The sequence below is a fragment of the Coprococcus sp. AM11-30B genome (assembly GCF_027674365.1).
GTDB classification, from domain to species: Bacteria; Bacillota; Clostridia; order Lachnospirales; family Lachnospiraceae; genus Allocoprococcus; species Allocoprococcus comes.
This window is the reverse complement of sequence record NZ_JAQDVB010000001.1, coordinates 101,451-124,669: the sequence shown is the minus strand read 5'-3', so window position 1 is coordinate 124,669 and position 23,219 is coordinate 101,451. Positions and strand designations below refer to the sequence as shown.

Sequence of the window (23,219 nt, the reverse complement as noted above, 5' to 3'; positions counted from 1 at the left end):
AGGGATAGATTTGAAAAAAGCATTAACCAGAAAACAGGAAGAAAGTTATCAGTGTATTTTACGATATACCAATGAACATGGATATCCACCGACAATACGGGAATTTGGAAAATTGATCGGGGTGAAATCAACATCATCAGCATTTTCCAGAATCAAGCAGTTGGAGTTAAATGGATATATCCGCAGAATCCCGGCATCGCCAAGAGCAATTGAGATTTTATAGTGAGGTGTCGGCATGAACAAAGTATATGTAGATGTAGTAGCAGAGTTCCGGAAAGACGGACAGCTGGTTCCCATATTTTTTACATGGGAGGATGGAAGAAAGTATAGCATTGACAGAATTTTGAAAATCGAGCGATGCGCCAGCAGAAAGGCAGGCGGTGTAGGAATGATGTACACCTGTATGATACAGGGGCAGGAAAGCCACTTGTTTTACGAAGTGGATAAATGGTTTATGGAGAGAAAAACAGCATAAGGAGAGATTGGTATAGACGATATTATTTGGATTATTAACCGGCAGGGATAGTCACTTTCCCTTTATATTCCTGCAGGTTTTACATAAGAAGAGGGATTCCGGTCAGCAAAGGCAGCTCCCACAATGCCTTTTGGATATCCGCTTCTGCTAGTTGTAGTAAGTAATTGCTTCCCATCAAAATCATGGGGAAAGCGAACTGGTCTGAAAGACCGCCAGTTAGTGTGATGATGATAAGGAGATTTTGAAACTGATGACAGACAGAGATTATGCAATTAAATCAATGAAAGAAATTACCTTCCAGATGGCAAGTCATGCACAGGATTATCTGGAAGTTACAATCGAAAGACATTATACTGATATTAAAGAATTGATGACAAGCTATCAGAAATTGATTTTGGAAAATCAGATTGTGTTAGAAGAACTGGATATGGAATGCCAGGAGAAAATCAATGAAGATATGGCATATGCATTGAGTTATCTGAGCATTTATAACAACCAGCTGAATGTGCCAAAGATGCACCGGGAGATGAATAATCTGATGATTATTTATGGATTGTCGGACATGATCTATCGGGGAATGACTTTGGTGAAGTTCTATGCACCGAATGGTGTGATGCTCAGTGAAATCCTTCATTCCTGTTTTTGCAGTCATTATAATAAGACAGATGTGGAAGTACAGCAGGAGTTAGGAATAGGCAGGACTTCTTTTTATAAAATGAAGAAGCTGGCACTTGGGTATTTAGGATTTTATTTTTATGAGATCGTGGTACCGCAGGCAAAGGATAAAAGATTTAAACCGTCACTGGGCGTTGAGGAAGAGTAGGTGAGTAATATGAGATACGAAGATTCGATGAAAGGTGTAGCTGATCAGATAATCAAAGAACAGCAGCGAGCAAGTAAAATTAAAAACAATCCAGAAGAATTCCATTGGCATGACGAATATGCAACGTTGAATTTCTTTCGGCTTGTCTGCAAAAATATCGGTAACTTGGGAAATGGAGAAATTGAAAAAATGGTCACACGCTTGAAAAGCATAGATCAGAAAGCAGTGGAGAACCATGTGAATGGTGCTGTTTGGGCGTTTGATTATGATAAGATGTTCTGGGTATTGATGGAAAATGAGATTTGCCGAAAGGTGTGTGAAAAGAATAAATATAATAGTTGGACGAAGCTGATTGGAAATTATTGTTTTCAAGTGGTGTAGGATAAAATAGTGGCTTGTGAAAAGCTGATTTTGATGTTAAGATGAAATTGGGATAGGAGACATTTAGGAACCTATCCTGACATAGCAAAGAATGGAGGCGAGAATGGACGTGGCGAAAGAAGAAATCGTGAAAACAGAAGAATTGGAAACACGTTACGAAAGATACAAGGGTATCTTAAAAGACCTTACCATCATGAGCGATGTGTTTATGCGGAATGTATTCAAGAAACGGGAATGTACAGAATATGTTCTGCAGGTAATTATGAATAAAAAGGATCTGAAAGTGATTGATCAAGTTCTGCAGAAAGACTATAAGAATTTGCAGGGGCGTTCAGCTATTCTGGACTGTGTTGCCAGAGATTCTGAAGGCAAGCAGATGGATGTAGAAATCCAACAGGACAACGAAGGGGCATCTCCCAAAAGAGCAAGGTATCATAGTGGTCTGATGGATATGAACACATTAAATCCAGGACAGAATTTTGATGACCTTCCGGAAAGCTACGTGATTTTTATCACCAGAGACGATGCACTTGGATACGGACTTCCGATTTATCATATAGACAGGAAAATCGAAGAAGTCAGTGAGAATTTTAAGGATGAAGCTCATATTATCTATGTAAATTCTAAGAAACAAGAAGATACAGAATTAGGCAGACTGATGCATGATCTTCACTGTAAGAATGCAGAAGATATGCACAGTAAGATACTTGCTGACAGAGTATACGAATTGAAGGAAACACAGAAAGGGGTGGAATTCATGTGCCGTGAGATGGAACAGATTTATAGTGAAGGTATTGAAAGTGGTGAGCTGAAAAAAGCAAAAGCCTCAGCATTATCCATGGCTGCGGATGGAATGAAAGTTGATAAAATAGCCCACTATCTTAATGTGAGTGTTCAAATGGTGCAGAAATGGATTGATGAGAGCATGAGTGTTGCACATTAACAAATGATAAATTTTAATGGAGCTACCAGGGGATACTAATTCTTCTGGTGGCTTTTTTGTGTGTTGCATGTAAAAAAACGAAAACTAGTTCTATAGAACTATAACTTGATTTGCGGATTCTGTATCTTTCAATTATCCATCAGTATACTAATTTTAGACCGAATTATCGTTCTGAAGGAGGTGCTACGATGGATTTAAAAGCGGTTGGTCAGCGAATCAAAGCAGCAAGAGAAGCAAAAAATCTTACACAGGAAGAACTGGCGGCGCTGGTAAATTTAAGTACAACACATGTCAGTGTGATAGAAAGAGGACTGAAAGTAACAAAGTTGGATACCTTTGTAGCAATTGCCAATGCACTTGATGTATCGGCTGATGCGCTACTGATAGATGTTGTGACACATTCTGTGACAGGTGTTACTAATGAATTATCTGATATGATAGAAAAATTGCCAAAGGACGAGCAGAAAAGAATTTTAAATGCGGTCAGAGCTTTGGTAGACTAATGAAATAGGCATTGAAATCGAAGAGCATTAAGCTCTTCTTTTTTTTATTCTTTTTTATGGATTCGTTTGTGAAAATATCTTTTTTCATAGTGAGAATCATGATATAGTAGTTCTAAAGAACTATAAATAATTCTTTAAAACCGGAGGGCGGGTAAATGAGAGAAAAAACTATTTATGAGAAAATTGCTGAAAAGTACAATACGACACCAGAAGAGGTGCGTCGGGAAATGCAGATAGCGATTGATGCTGGATTTGATGATCCAGATCCGGCTGTACAGGCAGAATGGAAGAAGGTAAATCTTAAAGGAGACAGACCTACACCGGAAGAAGTAATCAATTACGCAGTAAAACAATTAAAAGGAAATTAATGAAAATATGAAGAAAAAGACAATTGCAGTGATCTCAGGAGCAGTCATCTTGATAATTGCTGCAGGAAGTATTTATGGGAAACCTGAATCAAGTCATAAGGAAGGTGAACCGGATGTGGTAGGAACATTTTCCGTAAATCGGGATGAAAATCTAACCGTAATCGCTAACCGGGAAAATATTGAGGATAGAGAAGCGTTTGCAAGAGAACTTTTGCAGATGTACAAGGATGATTCTTTTTATTCGACAAAATTCTCCACAGACAGGGGATATGCGACAAGCCTTGATATGAACATCTATTTATGGAAAGAGGATATTGAAGATGGGGAATCGGTAATGACAGCCGAATATAGACCTGTAGAATACGGAAAGGACTATGATGTAGTCAATAATCCTGATAAATTTCAACTATATATAGATGGAAAAGAAGTAGAAGAATAACACGGTGAACTTTTTATACTGAAATATGTACGATTCCAATAATGATATGAACTTATGGGAACATATTGCGGATACTTTGTGAACTTTATCCTGATACAATGATTATGCTGATGAAAGAAGGCATAGATAACTGAATACAATAAAGAGACGAAAGCCTCAGTAGTTAAGGAAAAACTACTGGGGCTTTTTTTCGTGCCTGAATTTCTCAGTCAATAACTGCGGGCGTATCCCGGCAGGATAAAGGCGGAGCAGGCATGATCCTAAACAGAGGTCCGCCTTCTGGATTTGAAACGAGCAACAAGATTTCAAATTCAGGAGGAACGGATATGTATATTGAACATCCATATTTTTATGAAGGAAAGTATTACGCAAATATTGATGGAGAAATGATTGAGATTACAAAAGAAGTTGCGTATGCGATGAATAATTTTTACAGAAGCAGCAAGGCAAAAAAAGTTGAGATTAAGAATGAACTGGGTGAGGTTGTGGATAAGATGCTGAGAGAAGTACCTTACAGCGGTCAGTCCATTGATGGAGAAGGCTTCATGATTGAGGATTTTCCAGATCTGAACTGTGATGTAGAGCACTATGTACTAACAAAAATGGAACAGCAGAATATTCACAAAGTGATCAATCAGCTGAACTCAGAGGAACGCATGATTATTTATGGCATTTTCTTTGAAAACAAGACACAGACACAGATGGCGGAGATTATAGGGATTTCCAGACAGATGCTGTCATACAAGCTGAAATCCACTCTTAATAAGATGCGTGAAATGTATATGAATAAATTTTTTTAAAAAATTTTTAAAAATCTTTTGCATCTGCCAAAGTCATTTGACTTTAGTAATTAGAGGAAGTTAAAGGACTTCCTAAAATGAACCATGATAACTGAATATCCAATAATAACTGACGTGACATTTCATGCAGAGAGCACGAGGAAGATGCCGCTATAGGATTATAAGCCAAAACCAAGATTTTTAGTTCAGTCTGTAATGCTGCGAAAAAGCACTGACCGAAGCCAGCTGGCAGGCTGGTGATGCGATGATATGTATGAGATGCGATACACTTGCAGATCCTGAGAAGTCTGTAACTGGTAAACCTATGAACTGCCAGAGCCTGGAAACGAGAGTTTTTGGGTTGTGGTCCGGAGTGTAGCATTCGGACAGGTTATTATTCCCTTCCTGCAGATGCAGGAGTAACGATTCGGGGTATCGAGGATAAATAGAATCGAGCGAGCACTGTTTAATAATCAAATTGGCTATAGAGGTTATGCGGCAGAGCTTTCCGTCTTGGAAAGGAACTCTGCCGTATCCCTGTGGAGCCAATATAGCGCTATGAATGCTTTACAAATTAAAAAGATTGGAGAGATGACAAATGACAATCCGCAGAGGAGATATTTTATGGGCAGATCTCGGTATGTTTCCTACAACATCTGTTCAGGGTGGAGTAAGACCAGTGATCGTAGTGAGTAATAATAAAGCCAATACATACAGTTCAGTCATAACGGTAGTTCCGCTGACATCAAGAATTTATAAGAAACGGTATTTGCCAACACATGTATTTATCAGCAAATATGATATGACAGGGATCCGAAAAGGAAGCCTGGCATTGGCTGAACAGGTTATGAGCATTTCTACAAAATGCATTATTGAGAAATGCGGAAGAGTGAACAAGTGGAGCCTGAATCGGGTACTGAAAGCAGTACAGATTCAGATGGGAATGGAAGAGAAGACTACATAGCTGTTACGAATATTTATTTTCGATAATGGTAACTATAGGAAAAGGAGGCGATGTCCATGACAGCAGTTGAAAGATTAGAAGCATTGAAAACGGTTGATATTAAAGAGATTGACCGAGATAGTTTGCCAAAGTACAAGGATTTGATTTCAGAGCTGGATAGCAGGAAAAGCAATAAGATGGAAGTGTTGCTTAATCACTCTGATAACCCGTATGTATATGAAGATATGGGCTATGTTGTAAAAAGTGTTTTTAATGCAGCAGCTTCCCTTTCCTATATAGACTGTACAAAACAGCTTGTAGCAAAGAAAGCTGGATTGGCATAAGGGCATAAGGAAATAACTGGAACAACAAAATTTCATATTCACACAGAAGACGAAGTGTGCTATAATGCTAACAGGACTAAATTTGAATAGAGCACTTCTATTTAAGGGTTCTGTTTTGGCAGAATCTTTGGATAGGAGTGTTTTTTATGCAAAAAAATATCTGGATAGCAGCCAAGTACCTTCGTCTCAGTATTGAGGACGGAGATAAGGCTGAAAGTGAATCTATTGTAAATCAGTCAATTTTGATTGATAGCTATATGAAATCGACGTCTGATATTACTATTGTTGAGACATTTAAAGATGATGGTTTTTCAGGTACAGATTTTAATCGACCTGGTTTTCAGGCAATGCTCAAAGCAATTGAAAATAAGGAAATCAACTGTATCATTGTAAAAGACTTGTCTCGATTCGGTAGAGAGCATATAGATGTAGATCGGTATATTCAAAAAGTGTTCCCACAATTGGGGGTACGCTTTATAGCAATCAACGATAATTATGATTCTGAAACAGCAAATATTACAGATACACATCTTGTGTTACCGGTAAAATCATTTGTCAATGACACGTATTGCAGACAGAATTCTCAAAAAGTAAGGAGCCACTTGAGTGCAAAAAGAAATATTGGAGAATATGTGGGAAATTACGTGTCATATGGGTACAAAAAGTGTGATACTGATAAAAGTCAGATAGAAATTGATCCGGTTGCTGCAAAGCATGTAAGAGATATTTTTAACTGGAAGATGGAGGGCATGAGCAATCAGCTGATTGCAGATAAACTGAATGAACTGGGAGTTCTTGCACCGGCTGATTACAAACGTGCGACCGGAGTAAACTTCAAATCGTCATTTCAGACACATCTGACATCCAGGTGGTCAGCAGTAGCAATTATCCGTATCTTAAAGAATCCAATCTACTATGGAGTGCTTCAACAGGGAAAATCCCAAAGAATTAACTATAAAGTTAAGGTGCAGAGGGCATTACCAAAGGAAGAATGGGTGATTTTTGAAAATCATCATGAAGGTATCGTTACAAAAGAAGAATATGAAACAGTTCAGATGTTGCTTGCGAAGGATACCAGGATAGCACCCGGAGAAAACAGACTTTATTTGTTTGGTGGGTTATTATCCTGTGGAGACTGTGGAAGTAATCTGATCCGGCGAACTAACAGTTATAAAGGAGAAAAGACAGTTTTTTATATCTGTTCTTCTTACAATAAAAAGAAGGATCAATGTTCCCGACATAGCATCAGAGAAGATGTGCTGATTCAGCTGGTGATGGATTCTTTGAAAATGTACAGTAAGATGACGGATGCCATACGAAATGCAGTGGAGTATTTGAAAGAAAATTCTTTGGATACACAGACATTGATACAGCATGATGACCAGATACTTGAATTACGAAACAAAGTCAATAAATATTATAAGTTGTTACATTCATTATCGGGAAATCTTGCGTCAGGAGTTATTTCCAAGGATGATTATACTTTACTTAGAGAACGGTATCAGACAGAAATTAAAAGTCTGGAAAGCAATATTGAAAAGCAGGAAGAGTATATGGAAGATCTCCTTGAAAATAAACTGCTGTGCGAAGAATGGGTGAATACATTTCTTGAGAAACCGTCGCTGGGAGATCTTGACAGAGATATGCTTCTTCAGTATGTGGAAAAAATAAATGTATTTGAAGGAAGAAAAATAGAGATTGTTTACCGATTCCAAGATGAGTTGGTAACAGCTGCAAGATTGGCAGAACAGATTGGAAAAACAAAACAGATTGGAAAAACAAAACAGGAGGTGGCTGTATAATGGCAAGAACAAAAAATCGCCAGATGAAACAGGCTGAAGCATTCGTACAGGCATCACCGCAGAAAATCTGGAAAGCCGGTATTTATACCAGAATATCTGTAGATATCAATGGTGAGAAGAGAGAATCACTGGAGACACAGAAACTGATCGCTCTTTCTTACGCAGAATCTCATCCGGATATTGAAGTTGTAAAGTTTTATAAGGATGACGGTATATCAGGTACGAAATTTGATCGAGATGACTTTGTGAGAATGCTTGGTGACATCAAAACAAAAGAAATAAATACGGTCATAGTAAAGGATTTATCACGATTTGGTCGAGATTTGGAAGAAGTATCAAAATACCTGGAAAAAATATTTCCATTTATGCAGGTGCGCTTTATATCAGTCAATGATAACTATGACAGTATCAGTCCAGAATGTGACAATCAGATGCTGGGAATCATGATATCGAATCTTGCAAATGATATGTACGCAAAAGATGCATCAGTAAAGATGACAAGTGCTATGAAAATTAAGATGGAGTCAGGTGAATATTGTGGTGGAGATGCTCCTTATGGGTATAAGAGAGCTAGAGATGAAAAAGGAAAATCTACTACTGTTCCCGATCCTTTAACTGCACCGTATGTAGTAGAAATATTTGAAAAACTTGCTGCAGGGCAGTCATATTTGAAAATTTCGAGAGAGTTTAATACCATGCTGCTGGCTTCGCCAAGGGTATACGCAAGAACTGGGAAGTTATTCTTGGATAGAATTGACGAAACAGATATGCATTGGCAATCATCTGTAATTAAACAGATTGCGGAAAATAGGCACTATTTGGGAAATACGTATTCACATAAAACAAGAACCTCACTTCTTACAAAAGAAAAAAATGTAATGTTGGATAAAGAAGAATGGATTGAACATGTGAATACCCATAAGGCTATAGTGAGTGCTGAATTATTTGAAAAAGTACAAAATGTAATCAAATTAAAGCAGGAGAAAGCATTGCCCAAAAAAGATCTGTCGAATATGCAGACTCATGGAAAACAAGATAATAAGTATGTTGGATTGATATACTGTGGTGACTGTGGTGCTAATATGGTTCGGAGATATTATTACAGCGAAAAAAATGGTGTTTTGTATTACAATTATTATTTCATTTGTGGTAATTATGCAAAAATTTCTAAGGAAAAATATAACTGTAATCGCTGGAAAGAAGAAGTAATTGATGAACTGGTGTATCGGGCACTCATCATGCAGCTAAAAACAGTATGTGAATTAAAAACACAACTGAAACGCTTTAATGATGAATATTTTGAAACATTCCAAAAATATTTGAACAGGGAACAGAATAAGATTGTTCAGCTCAATAAAAGGAACGAAGCAAGACGATTTGAATTATATGAGCAATATGTTTCGGGCGAGATTGATACGGATGCATATAATCGTATGACAGAAAGAATAACCGTGGTCGAAAAAGACCTGGTTACAAGACAGAAAGAAATTGAGAAGAGTAGAAAAATTACAGAAAAATTGTGTAAAAAGAACTTCTCGTGGCTTGCTGAATTCAGTAAAGGAAAGAATTTGGAATTCCTTACAAAAGATGTTGTCCGTTCTTATATAAAGAAAATCTCTTTATATGAAGACAAACGTATAGAGATCGAATTTAAATTTCAAGATGAAATACAGGCGTTATCAGAAATTTTAGAGGAGGGGGTGATCAGATGTCAGATGGTAAGTGCATAGTAAAGTATTTAAGATTGTCGCTGGAAGATGAGGATATGCTGGATGAATCCAATAGTATTACCAATCAGAGAATTGTGATTGGGCAATACATAGCCAGTAAAAATGAGTTCAAAAATACGGAAGTGTTAGAATTCAAAGATGATGGCTATAGTGGAACGAATTTCGATCGCCCAGGATTCCAAAGTATGATGGAATTAGTAAGAGATGGAAAAGTCAGCACAATTATAGTGAAAGACCTTTCTCGATTCGGCAGGAATCATATAGAGGTTGACACATATCTGGAACAAATTTTTCCATTTATGAATGTGAGATTCATAGCGATCAATGATAATGTTGATAGTATGAAATATGAATCTGGTATGCCGGGAATAGATGTTGGTTTCAGAAATATTATTAACGAACATCATAGCATTGATACTTCCGTTAAAGTAAAAAGAACTTTGATACAGCGTCAGAAAGCTGGAAAATATATGGGAGCGAGAGCACCGTATGGATATTTGAAGCCTGATGAAGATGTGACCAGCCTCGTGATTAATCCGGAGACAGCGCCTGTTGTGAAGATGATATTTCAGAAATATCTTGATGGAATGAATATTACTCAGCTGGCACGTTACCTGAATGAGCAGAAAATTATGAGTCCAGGTCAATATAAAAGAGAAGTTCTGAAAACTGGTGTGAAGAAAACAACAGAAAAATATATCTGGTATCCGGTAACTGTAAGACTGATACTGATGACAGAAACGTATACGGGAACTACGATTGGCGGCAAGTGGAAAGTTGCTTCGGTAGGAAGTAATAAGCATTTGAAAACAAAAGAAGAAGACTGGATTGTGGTTGAGGGTACGCATGAAGCGATTGTTTCTAAAGAGGTGTTTGATGCTGTACAGGAAAAGTTGGAATTAAATTCCAGAAAGAGGAGCAAAACCCACAATAATAATTATCCGCTGAAAGGATTGGTAAAATGTGGGGGATGCGGTCAGAATCTACAGCATGTAACCAGATGCAATCCGCACTTTAAGTGCCCAAGGAAATTTAATGCGGCAAATCAAGATTGTGTAACAGACAATTTATATGATGACGAGTTCAATGAGATGATTTTCAGGGCAATTAAGCTGTTTGCAAAGATCAGTGATGATGCTGAACCGGTACTCGAATTACAGAAAGCAGAATTAAAATCAAAAGTGAATGGAGCTGCAAAAAAGATTCGGGATGCCAAAGACAGTATTAGCAGATACAAGCACCAGAAGACTGAACTATATATGCGATATGCAATGGAAGAAATCTCAGAAGAAGAGTTCACCAGAAAAAATGACAAGCTGGATAAACAAATTGAGAAAGAAACCTTAGCGATAGCGCAAATGGAGACAGAACAGAGTGAAGCGGCTGAACGTTTATTTGAACTTCCGCCCGATGGCAGACAGTGCCTGACAGACCTGATCGAAGGAAATAAGCAATTAACCAGAGAGATAGCAGTAACTTTTATTCGTGGTATCAAGGTATATAATGATAAGCGAATAGAAATTGAATGGAATTTTGCTGATGAGCTGGTGAAGTATGTAGAGCAGGTGCAGAAAATCTGCAGTTGAAGTGATGATGGACAAATTACAAAAATTTTGTGTCATTAGCTTGACACAAGGGGGACGGCATGCGGATAATTCCATTGATCTCCAGGAATTTATGATCATGCCGGTCGGAGCAGTCTGCTTTGAAGAAGGACTTCAGATGTGTGCCGAGATCTATAAGATGCTTCGGGCGATTCTGGAAAAGTACGATTATCCGACCGCAGTCGGGGATGAAGGTGGATTTGCACCCAATCTGCCGGATGCGAAAGAAGCACTACACATGATCATGCGTGCGATTGAAAAGGCAGGTTATAAACCGAAAGAGCAGATTGTGATCGCACTGGATGCTGCGGCGAGTGAGCTGTATGATAAAGAGAGAAAAGAGTATGTATTTCCGGGAGAGGCGAAGATGCACGGACATCGTGTGGCGCGATCGACGGAAGAGATGATTGATTACTATGAGGAGCTTGCAGGAGAATTTCCAATTATTTCTATTGAAGATCCGCTTGATGAAGAAGACTGGGAAGGTTGGGAGCTTCTGACGACGAGACTGGGACTGGATATGCAGCTTGTCGGGGATGACCTGTTTGTGACGAATGTGAAACGGCTGAACGTCGGCATTTTAAAGGAGATCGCTAATGCAATTTTGATCAAGGTGAATCAGATCGGGACTCTGACGGAAGCCATCGATGCGATCCAGATGGCGCAGAAGGCTGGTTATCAGGCAATTGTATCCCACCGGTCAGGAGAGACAGAGGATCCGTTTATTGCAGACCTTGCGGTGGCATTTAACACGGGACAGATCAAAACCGGAGCACCGTGCAGATCGGAGAGGGTGGCAAAATATAATCAGCTTTTGAGGATTGAGGAGAAGCTGGGAAATATTGCCAGATATGAGAATCCATTTGTACGATTTTCATAAGATTTCCGGAAAACCCAGCCTCCGGGCAGGAGGTATTGAAAATAAAAGCAGTGCATGATATTATGCAGAGTATAAGAATGGGAAAAGAGATCACTTTCTAAGCGAACAGGGAGTGACCTCTTTTCGTGAGGATATTAAAAGGAGAACTGGAAAATGATCAGAAAAATAAAAGCAGAAGACAAAGAAATCTACATAAAAATGGCGCATGATTTTTACCGGATGCCAGCAGTGGATCATCCGGTTCCGGATTCTTATCTGGAAAAAACATTTGAAGAATGTCTGAAAAGTGATACCTATGCGGAACTGTTTATCCTGGAATGGGAAGGCAAGATCGCAGGCTATGGACTGATCGCCAAGACCTTTTCGCAGGAAGCAGGCGGGATGGTGTACTGGCTGGAAGAACTCTATATATTAGAAGAGTATCGTTCCAAAGGACTTGGAAGTGAGTATTTCAGATATATGGAAGAGCACAAAGAAGAGGGTGTGACAAGATTTCGTCTGGAAGTGGAAAAGGAGAATGAAAGAGCCTGGAAGCTGTATAAGAGACAGGGCTATGACTGGCTGGAGTATGATCAGATGATAAAAGAATTTTGCTAGAAAATGTCAGAAAAAAGAAGAAGAAGTACTTGAAATGACTTTCTTTAAAAAAATGTAAAAAAATGCTTGCATTTCCGTAAAGATTTGCTATAATAAGTTTGTTCGCTGTTGAGAACCAGAGCGAACAAGCAGATGATGCGGATTGGTGTAATGGCAGCACAGCAGACTCTGACTCTGTTAGTAGAGGTTCGAGTCCTCTATCCGTAGTTCCTTAATTGAATAAGGACTTAACCGGACAGTTAGTTGTCCGGTACGGTTATCGGAGTGTGGCTCAGTTTGGTAGAGCGCTACGTTCGGGACGTAGAGGTCGCAGGTTCAAATCCTGTCACTCCGATTTGGTTTTCTGAAAATTTATAATGTTTTGTTCATTTCGATGGACAGAGATTAACAGATGATTGATGCGGATTGGTGTAATGGCAGCACAGCAGACTCTGACTCTGTTAGTAGAGGTTCGAGTCCTCTATCCGTAGTTTTTAATTGAATAAGAATTTAAGTTGGATATTCCGTTTGGAATATCCAATATATTTATTATCGGAGTGTGGCTCAGTTTGGTAGAGCGCTACGTTCGGGACGTAGAGGTCGCAGGTTCAAATCCTGTCACTCCGATTTTTGTATGTCTGAAGATAAGAATCTCTTTTGATGCAGATGTGGATTGAAGAATCCGGCTGTGTCAGAAGAGATTTTTATTCTTTCGTAACATTGTACGAAAAGGTGATGGAATCACAGGATGAGTTGTGATAAAATCGGGATAGAGCTGCTTTTGGGGAAAAGAATATGATTCTGACAGGCAGAGGAAAAAGATTGGAAAGAAGGAAAAGATGATGGAAAAATTTTCAGAGCTGAAATATGTACGTCCAGATGGGGAAGCGTATATCCGGACCATCCAGAAAGAAACAAAGAACTTTAACGAGGCTGCAGATTTTGAAGGCGCGCATCAGGCATTTGTCGCAATCCTGAATGCAAACAGCCACTTTAATACGACACGCGTCATGGCAAGTATCCGCAACAGCCAGGATACCAATGATGAATTCTATCGAAAAGAGATGGAATATATTTTCGAGATCGAGCCACAGATTGATATAGAAATGAAAAAATTCTATGAGAGTTATCTGAAGTCTCCTTACAGAACAGAGCTTGAAAAAGAGTTCGGAGAAGTTTATTCCAAACAGGCAGAGAACAAAGTCCGGCTTACCGATCCGTGTAATGCCGATCTGCAGATCCAGGAGAACAAACTGATCCAGAAATATTTTCAGGTCGCAGCAGCACCGGTTACAGATTTCCACGGAGAACAGCTAGGATTCTATGGTCTGTTAAAGATGATGGAAGATACCGACAGAAGCATCCGTAAAGAAGCTTTTGAAAAGTGGGCAGAGCTGTATAAATCGATTTCGGATGAACTGGATTCCCTTTATACGGAATTGATCGGAATCCGTCAGCAGATGGCAAAGAACCTTGGATTTAATGGATATGCCGAGATGATGTATCAGAAGATGGAAAGATTTGAATATACGCCGGAGGATGTGGCAATATTCCGTAAGCAGATCCGGGAGCATATCGTACCGCTTTGTCAGAAACTTTATGAGGAACAGAAAGAAAGGCTTGGCATCGAAGAATTAAAATATTATGACGAAAGTCTTACCTATCCGGATGGGAATGCAGTTCCGGAGGGAACGGAAGAAGAACTTCTGGAAAAGGCGAGAACCATGTATCATGAGCTTTCCAAAGAGACAGGAGAGTTCTTTGATTTTATGATGGAATACCGTCTGTTTGATCTGGAAGGAAGACAGGGAAAACAGCAGGGCGGCTACTGTGACTTTATGGAAGAATATAAGGCACCGTTCATTTTTGCAAACTTTAATGGAACCAATGCAGATGTCAATGTCCTTACCCACGAAGCAGGACATGCCTTTGAAGCATACACAGCGTCACGCAATATTCCGGTATTATCGCAGACATTCAGTACCGCAGAGATCAGCGAGATCCATTCGATGGCAATGGAATATTTCACATTGCCATGGATGCATCTGTTCTTTGGTGAAAATGCAGAGAAACAGAAAAAAGCGTATTTGTGGGATTCCCTGGAAGCAATGCCGTACATGGCATGCGTAGACGAATTCCAGCACCGTGTGTACGCTGAAAATCTGACAGACGCAATGGAAAGAAGAAAAGTATGGCACGAACTGGAAGAAATCTATCTTCCATGGAGAGATTATGACGGCAATGAATTCCTGGGACAGGGCGGATTCTGGATGCAGAAACAGCACCTATTCATGTGCCCGTTCTATTATATTGATTACGCCGTATCCCGTGTAGGAGCCCTCGAATACTACGGAAAAATGCAGGAAGACCTGGAAAGTGCATGGAAAGATTACTACGCCCTCTGCCGCCAGGGCGGAAGCAAAGGCTACCACGAACTCCTCAGAATCGGAAACTTAAGCGACCCATTCAAAGAAGGAACCATCTACAACGTTCTGAAAAAATTGAACCTGATTTAAGCGAAAGAAAACTGAAAAAACATGATATCGATTACATAATCTTATTGCATGTACTGGAGGGACAAGGTATAATTTACTTATAAGATTATAAAGAGAGGAATCGAATATGGAAAAGATCTATGACGTAACCGCCTTAGGCGAACTGCTAATTGATTTTACAGAAAATGGAACAAGTGCACAGGGCAATCCGCTTCTGGAAGCCAATCCGGGAGGCGCACCATGCAACGTACTCGCCATGCTTGAAAAGCTTGGGAAAAAGACCGCATTTATCGGAAAAGTCGGAAAAGATATGTTCGGAGAACAGCTGAAAACTGCAGTCGAAGAAGTTGGAATTGATACACGGAATCTGGTAATGGATGAAGAAGTACATACCACACTTGCGTTCGTACATACTTATCCGGATGGTGACAGAGATTTCTCTTTCTACCGGAATCCGGGAGCAGATATGATGCTGAAAAAAGAAGAAGTGGACGAAGATCTGATCCGCGGGGCAAAGATTTTCCATTTCGGAACACTTTCCTCTACCCATGAAGGCGTGCGAGAAGCAACCAGATATGCGATCGATGTGGCAAAAGAAGCAGGATGTATCGTAAGCTTTGACCCGAACCTCCGCCCGCCACTCTGGAAATCACTGGATGAGGCGAAAGCCGAGATCGAATACGGACTTTCCAAATGTGACATCCTGAAAATTTCAGATAATGAAGTGGAATTTTTGTTCGGAACCACGGACTATGATGAGGGAGCAAGACTGATCCGTGAAAAATATCAGATTCCGCTGGTACTCATTACCCTCGGAAAAGACGGAAGCCGTGCATATTATAAAGATCTCCGGGTAGAAGTTCAGGGCTTTGTCCAGGAGCATACGATCGAGACGACCGGCGCCGGAGATACGTTCTGTGCCAATTCCCTGAATTATATTCTGGAGCATGGAATGGAAGAGCTGACCGAAGAAAATTTAAAAGAGCTTCTCACATTTGCAAATGCGGCAGCATCCCTGATCACAACAAGAAAAGGGGCACTTCGGGTTATGCCGACCAGAGAAGAAATCAAGAACTTTATCCAGAATGTATAAAAAAGGAATCTGTTGTAAGACAGAAGAGAAGAACCTCTGCTTGACATCTTGTCCGGCAGAGGTTCTTATGTGCATGTTATAATATTTATTTTTTCTTATTCCAGACATGGATGCCTGCAAGGATTCCACCAATATACAGGATACTGATGAGTACCGTCGGATTCTCATGCAGACTGTATACTACAGCTACAATTGCAGCAAGGATCACTGTCAGCATAAAGGCATTCATAATCCGTTTTTCGCGGATGTTGCGTTCCTGCACCTGGAGCTCATGACGCTTTTCTTCAAGCTTCAGATACTCAAGAAGCTGGTCATCCGGAATTTTTTCCAGGATATATTTTTCACGCAGATAGTTCAGTTCTTTTGCTGTATGGAAAATGTGGTGGTGGAAACTTTTCTTTTCTCCGGTAAACGGATCTTTTTCGGAATCGTCAGAAGATTTGAAATCTTCCGATGAAAAATCCGTGTAAGTATTCTTTTTTTCCTCAGATGAAATGGTTTCTGTTTCAGAGGAATCTGGTTCCGGAGCTGGAGCTTCTTTGGGTGGTACATCAGTGGCTGTATGGATGTCTCCGGATTCGGAAACTGGTTCTGTAGAAAGCTTTGGATCAGAATCGGCAGATTCTGAGAAAGCTAAAATTTCAGACATATCTTAACCTCCTTCGATCATGAAAATGATCGATTTTCTTTTCTTATAGAATACCAGTTTCGTATAAAAATTTCAATCGACAGCGAGAAGGAAATGTCTGCTGAGGATTATAAGAAAATCTCATTTGGCTTTCGTCCAGATAACAGATTTTTCATTTTCAGAGATGCGGCAGCCAAAAAGACAGGGTTTAGCTTCCGGATACCTTTTGGACAGGCGGCGATACATCCCATACAACTGATACATTTGCTGCTATCGCCGGTTCGGATATTATTTTTATTGATTGCACCTGTTGGGCAGGCATCGGCACATTTTCCACAGCCAGTGCAGGAAGCACTTGCTTTTGGAACAACATTCAGGTTGCCAAGGCGTTTATACTCATGACTGCCAGGCACGAAATAATCAGTAGACAATTCTTTTTCAGAGGAAAGTTTTTCGAGTATTTCTTCTGCAAATTTCTTTAACTCTTTGCTATCTTCTTCGTCTGGTCGTCCACTGCCGAATTGGCGCATGATAGAATGTTCTGCAACAGCTGCAACGGAGGCGATAACATTGAAACCGCATAACTCGGCGGTATCTTTTAACTGGATCAGACCATCGTCATATGCGCGATTTCCATATACGGCAATAACTACACAATTTGCATGGTTCCCTTGTATCTCTTTCATCCTTTCAATGGCGATATCAGGAATAACGCCTTCGAATACAGGAGCTGCGATGACAGCAAGTGAATCAGAAGGGACTGTTACATCTGAAAAGCTGACATCGTGCCGGATAAGATTCACGGTATTTGTAATATTTCCCAGATAGCAGCTGATCTGGTCTGCAACTTTTTTGGTCCCTCCGGTAGGACTAAATGTAATTTCTACAACTGGATATGTTTTCATTTTTTTACTCCTTTGGTGTAATTTTTGAATTTACAACAAGACTATCATTTCATAGATGTAATGTCAATATTTACACCTATAGAAAAATATGATAAGCTAAAATGAAATCAAAGGAGGAAGTCAGAGTATGCAGTTATCAATAAGGGCATCGCTTGCAATTCATTGTCTGATACTGGTCAGCGAATTTGGAGAGACGGATAAGATCACAAGTGAAAAGATTGCTTTATCAACGGGAACGAATCCGGTAGCGATACGCAGTATCATGAGTGCTTTAAAAAAAGCTGGAATCCTTAATGTGAAAAACGGTACCGGTGGAACGACTTTAAATATGCCGCCGGAAGAAATTACAGTATACAGAATCTGCAATGCCGTGAAACCGCAGTTCTGTAAAAATATATTTCACGTACATACCAAAGCTTCTAAATTGTGTCCAGTTGGACGTAACATCCGGGCGGTTTTGCAAAACTCCTATTCTAAATTTGAATCTGCATTGGAAGACAGCCTGAAGACAGTTACGCTTGCAGATATGATCCGGGATTATCATATGCAGCTAGAAAAAGAGAAATAATCTTTGTCAGTTGGAATTGTCAAAAAAAGAAAAATTTTCTATAATAAAAAGTGGAATAAGGATGTGTATACAGCATTTTTTATTTAACAGGAAATTCTGAAGGAACTTCCTGTTAAATAAAAGGCACCGTGTGCCGGAGATGTGCACTCGCGCGAAGATGAAGGATGTCGCAAGCGGTCTACGCTCCGCTTCGGTCGTTGCTTAACGAGCGCCACTGGCGCTCAGCAACGCGCTCGGCGCGAGAATGTGCCAGGGCCCATTCTTTTTTTAAGAAAATAAGAGTACGAGGAACAAAGGATGAATGAAAAATTAAAAGAAATGAGAGAAGCATGGAAAAATTTGTATGGTTCATTGTTCAAATGGATCGTTTTGTCCGGGGTGATCGGAAGTTTCATCGGACTGATCGCCAGTGGATTTTCCTATGCGATTGTATGGGTGACTTCGTTTAGACAGGCAAATCCGATGATCATTCTTGGGCTACCGTTAGGAGGTCTTTTGATCGTCTGGATGTACAAAATTACCGGGCAGGAGAAGAACTCCGGAACAAACCTGGTTCTGACAGTAGTCCGGTCGGATGAGGAAGAGGTTCCGGGATGGGTGACACCACTGATCCTGATATCGACAGCGATCACACATCTGTTTGGAGGATCTTCCGGACGAGAGGGTGCAGCGCTTCAGTTTGGAGCAAGTGTAGGAAATGTATGTGCGAAATATCTGCATTTGAATGAGAGTGACAAGAAGATCATCATTCTGGCAAGTATGAGTGCCGCATTTTCAGCACTTTTCGGGACACCGATGGCGGCGGTTGTATTTCCAATGGAAGTGATCAGTGTTGGTGTGATGTATTATGCCGCGCTGGTGCCATGTGTATTTTCTGCATTTGCCGCACAGGGGATTGCGCTGCTTCTGAAAGTGAGGACCGTTACTCCGCCGTATCTGGTAGAATCGGTTCCGAATTTTTACAGTGTGGATTCGATCAAAGCGATCATTCTGGCAATTGCGTGTGCGCTTGTCGGAGCACTGTTCTGTATTGTGCTGCATAATGGGGAACATTATCTGAAGAAATGGTTTCCGAATCCGTATGTGCGTGTGGTTGCAGGGGCAGCAGGAGTGATCATTTTGTATTTTGCACTCAGAACGGATGCCTATCTGGGGCTTGGAACAGGTGTGATCCAGGCAAGCTTTAAAGAGACGGCAGGACCACAGATGTTCCTTCTGAAAATGCTGTTTACGGCACTGACGCTCTGCGCCGGATTCAAGGGTGGGGAGATCGTACCGTCACTGTTTATCGGGGCGACACTTGGTTCTTTTATGTCTACGATCCTTGCAGCACCGACAGATATCTGTGCGGCATGTGGAATGGTTGGTGTCTTTTGTGCAGTTACAAACAGTCCGATCACATCTCTTTTGATTGCAGCAGAGTTGTTTGGATTTAACGGGATGCCGTTTTACTGTATTGTGGTTGCGGTAAGCTATCTGCTTTCCGGATATTACAGCTTATATAAGGAACAGAAAATTGTTTATTCCAAAACAGAGAATAAATACGTGGATAAACATACGAAATAATCAAAAAACAAAAAGAAACAAAGTGAATTGATGATTTTAAAGCAAAAAAGCTGACAATTAACGAGAAAAAATTAAAAAATAGAAGAAAATACTTGAAAAAGTAAAGAACGTGTGCTAGTATCTAAAAATAATTTAGTAAAGCAAAGCGATGAAAGAGACTCTTGCTTCTGGAACTTGACAGGAATACGGCGTCACCGACTGAGAGCGCTGTTTGAGGAATGAGGCGAAGGGAACACTCTGGAGCAGATTATCTGAATGGAAAGCACAGGTGCTTTAGTAGGGTAATACGGTTCATGCACGTTACGCATGTAAGAGAGGAATCCCAAAGGATTCAATGCGGGTGGTACCGCGGATCATCAGATTATCCGTCCCGGAATACGAAAAAGTATTCCGGGGCTTTTTTTATGCATATCAAAACCAATCCGGAATACGAAGTTGACAAAAGCAAAACATATTTTAGGAGGATTGTGACATGGAATTTATGACAGGTGTAAAAGAAAAAGAAACGCTGGAGCTTAGTGGATTACTGGAAGAGGGAAGACTTGGAGAAGAAGTGAAGGTAAATGGAGCCGTTCATACAATTCGTGACATGGGAACAGTCGCCTTCGTGATTCTGAGAAAACGGGAAGGTCTGGTCCAGTGTGTATACGAAGAAGGCATTACAAAATTTAACTTGAAAGATTTAAGAGAAGCCGCTACAGTAGAAGTAACAGGAAAACTGACCGAATCAGAGAAGGCACCGAACGGAATTGAAATCCGTCTGAGTGAGATAAAAGTACTCAGTATGCCAAAAGACAGCCTTCCACTTGCTGTTTCAAAGTGGAAACTGAACACTTCCCTGGAAGCGAAGCTGAACTATCGTTCCATTTCTCTTCGGAACGTAAGGGAAAGAGCGAAGTTTAAAATTCAGGAAGGAATCGTAAGAGGATTCAGAGAGTTCCTGTATAAAGAAGGTTTTACAGAAATTCATACCCCGAAGATCGGAGCAAAAGGAGCAGAAGGAGGATCTAACCTCTTCCGACTGGATTATTTCCATCGTCCGGCAGTGCTGGAACAGAGTCCACAGCTGTACAAACAGATGATGGTTGGTGTTTTTGACAGAGTATTTGAGACAGGACCGGTATTCAGAGCAGAAAAACACAACACCAAGCGTCATCTGAACGAATATACCAGTCTGGATTTTGAAATGGGTTATATCGACAGCTTTGAAGATATCATGGCGATGGAAACGAGCTTCCTTCAGTATACGATGGAGCTTCTGAAAAAGGATTATGCGAAGGAACTTAAAATCCTGGACGTGACACTTCCGGATGTCTCTAAAATTCCGGCAATCCGTTTTGATGAGGCAAAGCAGAAGGTTTCAGAAAAGTACGGACGTAAGATCCGCAATCCATTTGATCTGGAACCAGAGGAAGAGCATCTGATCGGACAGTACGCAAAAGAGGAATGGGATTCTGATTTTGTATTTGTAACCTACTATCCGTCAAAGAAGCGTCCGTTCTATGCAATGGACGATCCACAGGATGAGAAATTCACACTCAGCTTTGACCTTTTGTTCCGTGGACTTGAGATCACGACCGGAGGACAGAGAATCCATGACTACGACATGCTGATGGAAAAGCTTGCAAAGCGGGGAATGACGGAAGAAGGACTGGAGACCTATCTGGATACATTCAAACATGGTATGCCGCCGCATGGAGGTCTTGGAATCGGAATGGAACGTCTGACAATGCAGCTTCTTGGTGAAGATAACGTCCGTGAGACAACCCTCTTCCCGAGAGATTTAAGCAGACTTACTCCGTAGAGACGAAGCTCCCTGGCTGGCAGGTAAAAAAGGAAGCTGACAAGAGGCAGCGGGGGAGGTCAAAATGAGACGAAGATGTTCCTTATGTGGAGGAAAATTAAACGGAAATATCTGCACAGAGTGTGGGCTTGACAATTCAAAGAATGACGATCAGTATGTGACACTTGGAAATTCCGGTCATGAAGAATCGCTGACACATATACATACGGAAGCGGAAAAGCCGTATGAAGGAAAGACCATGACTCGGGAAAATGTGCGTAAGGCGAAGAATGCAGATAAAAATGCAAAGAAAGCAGCTGCAAAAAAGGCGTCAAAGAATGCGGCAGCAGGAAAAGTAAATCCGGCGGGAAATGGATATTCTGCAGCAAATGCGAGCTACAATACCGCAGGCACAAGCTACAGCCAGACAGGAAACCAGAGTTACAGTTATACATCATCTTCAATGCAACAAAGCAGCCGTTCGGTAAAAAAGAAAAAGAAGTTTGGAAAGTTTCTGACCGGTTTTGTGATCATTGCCACACTTGCAGGCGAGCTTGGTGGAACGATCATTCATGAGGTTCAGAATTATTTTGAAGACTATACATATGATGACAGTGACAGTTACACCGAGGATGATCCGTACAGCGATGTGCAGGAAGTGATGCCGGATGAAGGAGAACTTTATGAAGCAGACCTGACAGCCGGAATTTATAAAGGCGGTGTACATCTTCCGCAGGGGACCTATACACTGACCTGCAAAAGTGGAAGTGGTCAGGTAGAGCTGACAGACAGCAAAAATAATATCTGGGTGCAGTACAATTTTGGTGATGACTACGATAATACGGAAGAAGAAGTCAGTGACTTTGAAGTATTTCCGGGATGTTATGTGATAGTAGAGGATACACTGGAGCTTCACATGACAGCAGAGAATGCACAGATGAATCTGACAGCAATTGCAAATCCGCTTACAGAATCGAAAACCGTATCGGATAAATTTACAGTAGGAAAAGACGTACCTGCAGGTGTCTATGATGTGAAATGTGTGGAAGGTTTTGGGATTTTTGATTACGACGTGACAGTAAGCGCCGGATACGAAAATTATATGGGAATGCTGATCGGTAATGAAGAGTCGGGATTTCCACAGGAGCTGAAAAATATTGTCCTGATCGATGGAACAGAAGTTGATCTGGAAGGACTTACAGTAGAACTTACACCGAGTGAGTGGATTGAATCGGAGGAGTACGAAAGCTTTTACGATAATTATTATTAGAAAGGACGAGTACAATGGCAAACAAGATTTCGGATGAAACAATCGAATACGTTGGAATCCTGGCAAAGCTGGAGCTTTCTGACGAAGAAAAAGAGCAGGCAAAGAAAGATGTGGAAACCATGCTTGATTATATTGATACCCTGAATGAACTGGATACAGAAGAAATTGAACCGATGTCACATGTATTTCCGGTAAATAATGTATTCCGTGAGGATGTAGTGACAAATGGAGACAATCACGAAGCAATGCTGGCAAATGCGCCGCAGCAGAAAGAACAGAGTTACAAAGTACCTAGAACATTCGCATAGGAGGAAATCGAAA

At 40.5% G+C, this 23,219-nt stretch carries 24 protein-coding genes, 4 tRNA genes and 1 pseudogene; 27 read left to right on the top strand and 2 right to left on the bottom strand.

The window, feature by feature from the left end; translation table 11 throughout:
• Window positions 1-10: 10 nt before the first annotated feature.
• The 22 genes and pseudogenes from PGU50_RS00600 to PGU50_RS00495 all read left to right on the top strand — a co-directional run bounded on the left by PGU50_RS00600 (window position 11) and on the right by PGU50_RS00495 (window position 16,178).
• Window positions 11-223: a DNA-binding protein gene (locus tag PGU50_RS00600; RefSeq protein ID WP_024720752.1), complete on the top strand. Its 213-nt coding sequence runs from the start codon at window positions 11-13 to the stop codon at window positions 221-223.
• A gap of 12 nt (window positions 224-235) precedes the next feature.
• On the top strand, window positions 236-475 hold the full coding sequence (locus PGU50_RS00595) for a hypothetical protein (protein WP_005344271.1): 240 nt from the start codon (window positions 236-238) through the stop codon (window positions 473-475).
• A 250-nt stretch (window positions 476-725) separates the two neighbouring features.
• Window positions 726-1,298 carry a hypothetical protein gene (locus tag PGU50_RS00590; RefSeq protein ID WP_216459619.1) on the top strand — a complete coding sequence of 191 codons (573 nt, stop codon included), beginning with the start codon at window positions 726-728 and terminating at the stop codon, window positions 1,296-1,298.
• Between the two features lie 9 nt (window positions 1,299-1,307).
• Window positions 1,308-1,679 (top strand): hypothetical protein, encoded by a 372-nt coding sequence (locus tag PGU50_RS00585; RefSeq protein ID WP_270245987.1) that lies wholly within the window; start codon window positions 1,308-1,310, stop codon window positions 1,677-1,679.
• 103 nt (window positions 1,680-1,782) lie between these two features.
• A complete protein-coding gene (locus PGU50_RS00580) occupies window positions 1,783-2,622 on the top strand; it encodes a PD-(D/E)XK nuclease family transposase (RefSeq protein WP_270245946.1) in 840 nt (279 codons plus the stop codon).
• Between the two features lie 188 nt (window positions 2,623-2,810).
• Window positions 2,811-3,125, top strand: coding sequence for a helix-turn-helix domain-containing protein (locus tag PGU50_RS00575; protein WP_044921521.1), 315 nt, complete (start codon window positions 2,811-2,813; stop codon window positions 3,123-3,125).
• A 155-nt stretch (window positions 3,126-3,280) separates the two neighbouring features.
• Window positions 3,281-3,493 (top strand): sporulation initiation factor Spo0A C-terminal domain-containing protein, encoded by a 213-nt coding sequence (locus PGU50_RS00570; RefSeq protein WP_117649047.1) that lies wholly within the window; start codon window positions 3,281-3,283, stop codon window positions 3,491-3,493.
• 7 nt (window positions 3,494-3,500) lie between these two features.
• Entirely contained in the window at window positions 3,501-3,932 is a 432-nt protein-coding gene (locus tag PGU50_RS00565; protein ID WP_117649045.1) for a hypothetical protein, read from the top strand.
• A 326-nt stretch (window positions 3,933-4,258) separates the two neighbouring features.
• Window positions 4,259-4,732, top strand: coding sequence for a sigma factor-like helix-turn-helix DNA-binding protein (locus tag PGU50_RS00560; protein WP_270245945.1), 474 nt, complete (start codon window positions 4,259-4,261; stop codon window positions 4,730-4,732).
• A gap of 577 nt (window positions 4,733-5,309) precedes the next feature.
• A complete protein-coding gene (locus PGU50_RS00555) occupies window positions 5,310-5,675 on the top strand; it encodes a type II toxin-antitoxin system PemK/MazF family toxin (protein ID WP_270245944.1) in 366 nt (121 codons plus the stop codon).
• 56 nt (window positions 5,676-5,731) lie between these two features.
• A complete protein-coding gene (locus tag PGU50_RS00550) occupies window positions 5,732-5,998 on the top strand; it encodes a DUF6870 family protein (RefSeq protein ID WP_118142741.1) in 267 nt (88 codons plus the stop codon).
• Between the two features lie 146 nt (window positions 5,999-6,144).
• On the top strand, window positions 6,145-7,800 hold the full coding sequence (locus PGU50_RS00545) for a recombinase family protein (RefSeq protein ID WP_270245943.1): 1,656 nt from the start codon (window positions 6,145-6,147) through the stop codon (window positions 7,798-7,800).
• Window positions 7,800-9,530, top strand: a complete 1,731-nt coding sequence (locus PGU50_RS00540; RefSeq protein WP_270245942.1) for a recombinase family protein — start codon at window positions 7,800-7,802, stop codon at window positions 9,528-9,530. Before PGU50_RS00545 ends, PGU50_RS00540 begins: the two co-directional genes overlap by 1 nt.
• Window positions 9,509-11,116, top strand: coding sequence for a recombinase family protein (locus PGU50_RS00535; RefSeq protein ID WP_118142744.1), 1,608 nt, complete (start codon window positions 9,509-9,511; stop codon window positions 11,114-11,116). Before PGU50_RS00540 ends, PGU50_RS00535 begins: the two co-directional genes overlap by 22 nt.
• Window positions 11,117-11,162: 46 nt before the next feature.
• Window positions 11,163-12,014 (top strand): annotated as a pseudogene (eno, locus tag PGU50_RS00530) (phosphopyruvate hydratase); the annotation flags it as partial.
• A gap of 153 nt (window positions 12,015-12,167) precedes the next feature.
• A complete protein-coding gene (locus PGU50_RS00525) occupies window positions 12,168-12,611 on the top strand; it encodes a GNAT family N-acetyltransferase (protein ID WP_055156049.1) in 444 nt (147 codons plus the stop codon).
• Between the two features lie 136 nt (window positions 12,612-12,747).
• Window positions 12,748-12,818: transfer RNA gene (locus PGU50_RS00520), tRNA-Gln, on the top strand.
• Between the two features lie 53 nt (window positions 12,819-12,871).
• Window positions 12,872-12,945, top strand: a tRNA-Pro gene (locus tag PGU50_RS00515).
• 65 nt (window positions 12,946-13,010) lie between these two features.
• Window positions 13,011-13,081, top strand: a tRNA-Gln gene (locus tag PGU50_RS00510).
• A gap of 62 nt (window positions 13,082-13,143) precedes the next feature.
• Window positions 13,144-13,217: transfer RNA gene (locus PGU50_RS00505), tRNA-Pro, on the top strand.
• Window positions 13,218-13,429: 212 nt separating this feature from the next.
• Window positions 13,430-15,106, top strand: a complete 1,677-nt coding sequence (locus tag PGU50_RS00500) for a M3 family oligoendopeptidase (protein ID WP_270245941.1) — start codon at window positions 13,430-13,432, stop codon at window positions 15,104-15,106.
• A 106-nt stretch (window positions 15,107-15,212) separates the two neighbouring features.
• Window positions 15,213-16,178 carry a carbohydrate kinase family protein gene (locus tag PGU50_RS00495; protein WP_270245940.1) on the top strand — a complete coding sequence of 322 codons (966 nt, stop codon included), beginning with the start codon at window positions 15,213-15,215 and terminating at the stop codon, window positions 16,176-16,178.
• 85 nt (window positions 16,179-16,263) lie between these two features.
• Here the strand turns inward: PGU50_RS00495 and PGU50_RS00490 are convergent, their stop codons facing one another.
• Both PGU50_RS00490 and PGU50_RS00485 read right to left on the bottom strand, forming a co-directional pair.
• Window positions 16,264-16,827 (bottom strand): hypothetical protein, encoded by a 564-nt coding sequence (locus PGU50_RS00490; RefSeq protein WP_117557138.1) that lies wholly within the window; start codon window positions 16,825-16,827, stop codon window positions 16,264-16,266.
• Between the two features lie 107 nt (window positions 16,828-16,934).
• Window positions 16,935-17,711 (bottom strand): 4Fe-4S binding protein, encoded by a 777-nt coding sequence (locus PGU50_RS00485; protein WP_117823834.1) that lies wholly within the window; start codon window positions 17,709-17,711, stop codon window positions 16,935-16,937.
• Window positions 17,712-17,838: 127 nt separating this feature from the next.
• On the opposite strand from PGU50_RS00485, the gene PGU50_RS00480 reads away from it, so the two are divergent.
• From PGU50_RS00480 to gatC, 5 genes are all read left to right on the top strand, one after another.
• The gene (locus PGU50_RS00480; protein WP_117823835.1) at window positions 17,839-18,279 is read left to right on the top strand and encodes an Rrf2 family transcriptional regulator; all 441 of its coding nucleotides are present in this window, start codon (window positions 17,839-17,841) and stop codon (window positions 18,277-18,279) included.
• 297 nt (window positions 18,280-18,576) lie between these two features.
• Window positions 18,577-19,845, top strand: a complete 1,269-nt coding sequence (locus tag PGU50_RS00475; RefSeq protein ID WP_270205723.1) for a chloride channel protein — start codon at window positions 18,577-18,579, stop codon at window positions 19,843-19,845.
• Window positions 19,846-20,317: 472 nt separating this feature from the next.
• Window positions 20,318-21,649 carry an aspartate--tRNA(Asn) ligase gene (gene aspS, locus PGU50_RS00470; RefSeq protein WP_270245939.1) on the top strand — a complete coding sequence of 444 codons (1,332 nt, stop codon included), beginning with the start codon at window positions 20,318-20,320 and terminating at the stop codon, window positions 21,647-21,649.
• Window positions 21,650-21,713: 64 nt separating this feature from the next.
• A complete protein-coding gene (locus PGU50_RS00465; RefSeq protein ID WP_270245938.1) occupies window positions 21,714-22,898 on the top strand; it encodes a hypothetical protein in 1,185 nt (394 codons plus the stop codon).
• Window positions 22,899-22,912: 14 nt separating this feature from the next.
• Window positions 22,913-23,206, top strand: a complete 294-nt coding sequence (gene gatC, locus PGU50_RS00460; protein ID WP_270245937.1) for an Asp-tRNA(Asn)/Glu-tRNA(Gln) amidotransferase subunit GatC — start codon at window positions 22,913-22,915, stop codon at window positions 23,204-23,206.
• Window positions 23,207-23,219: the final 13 nt, after the last annotated feature.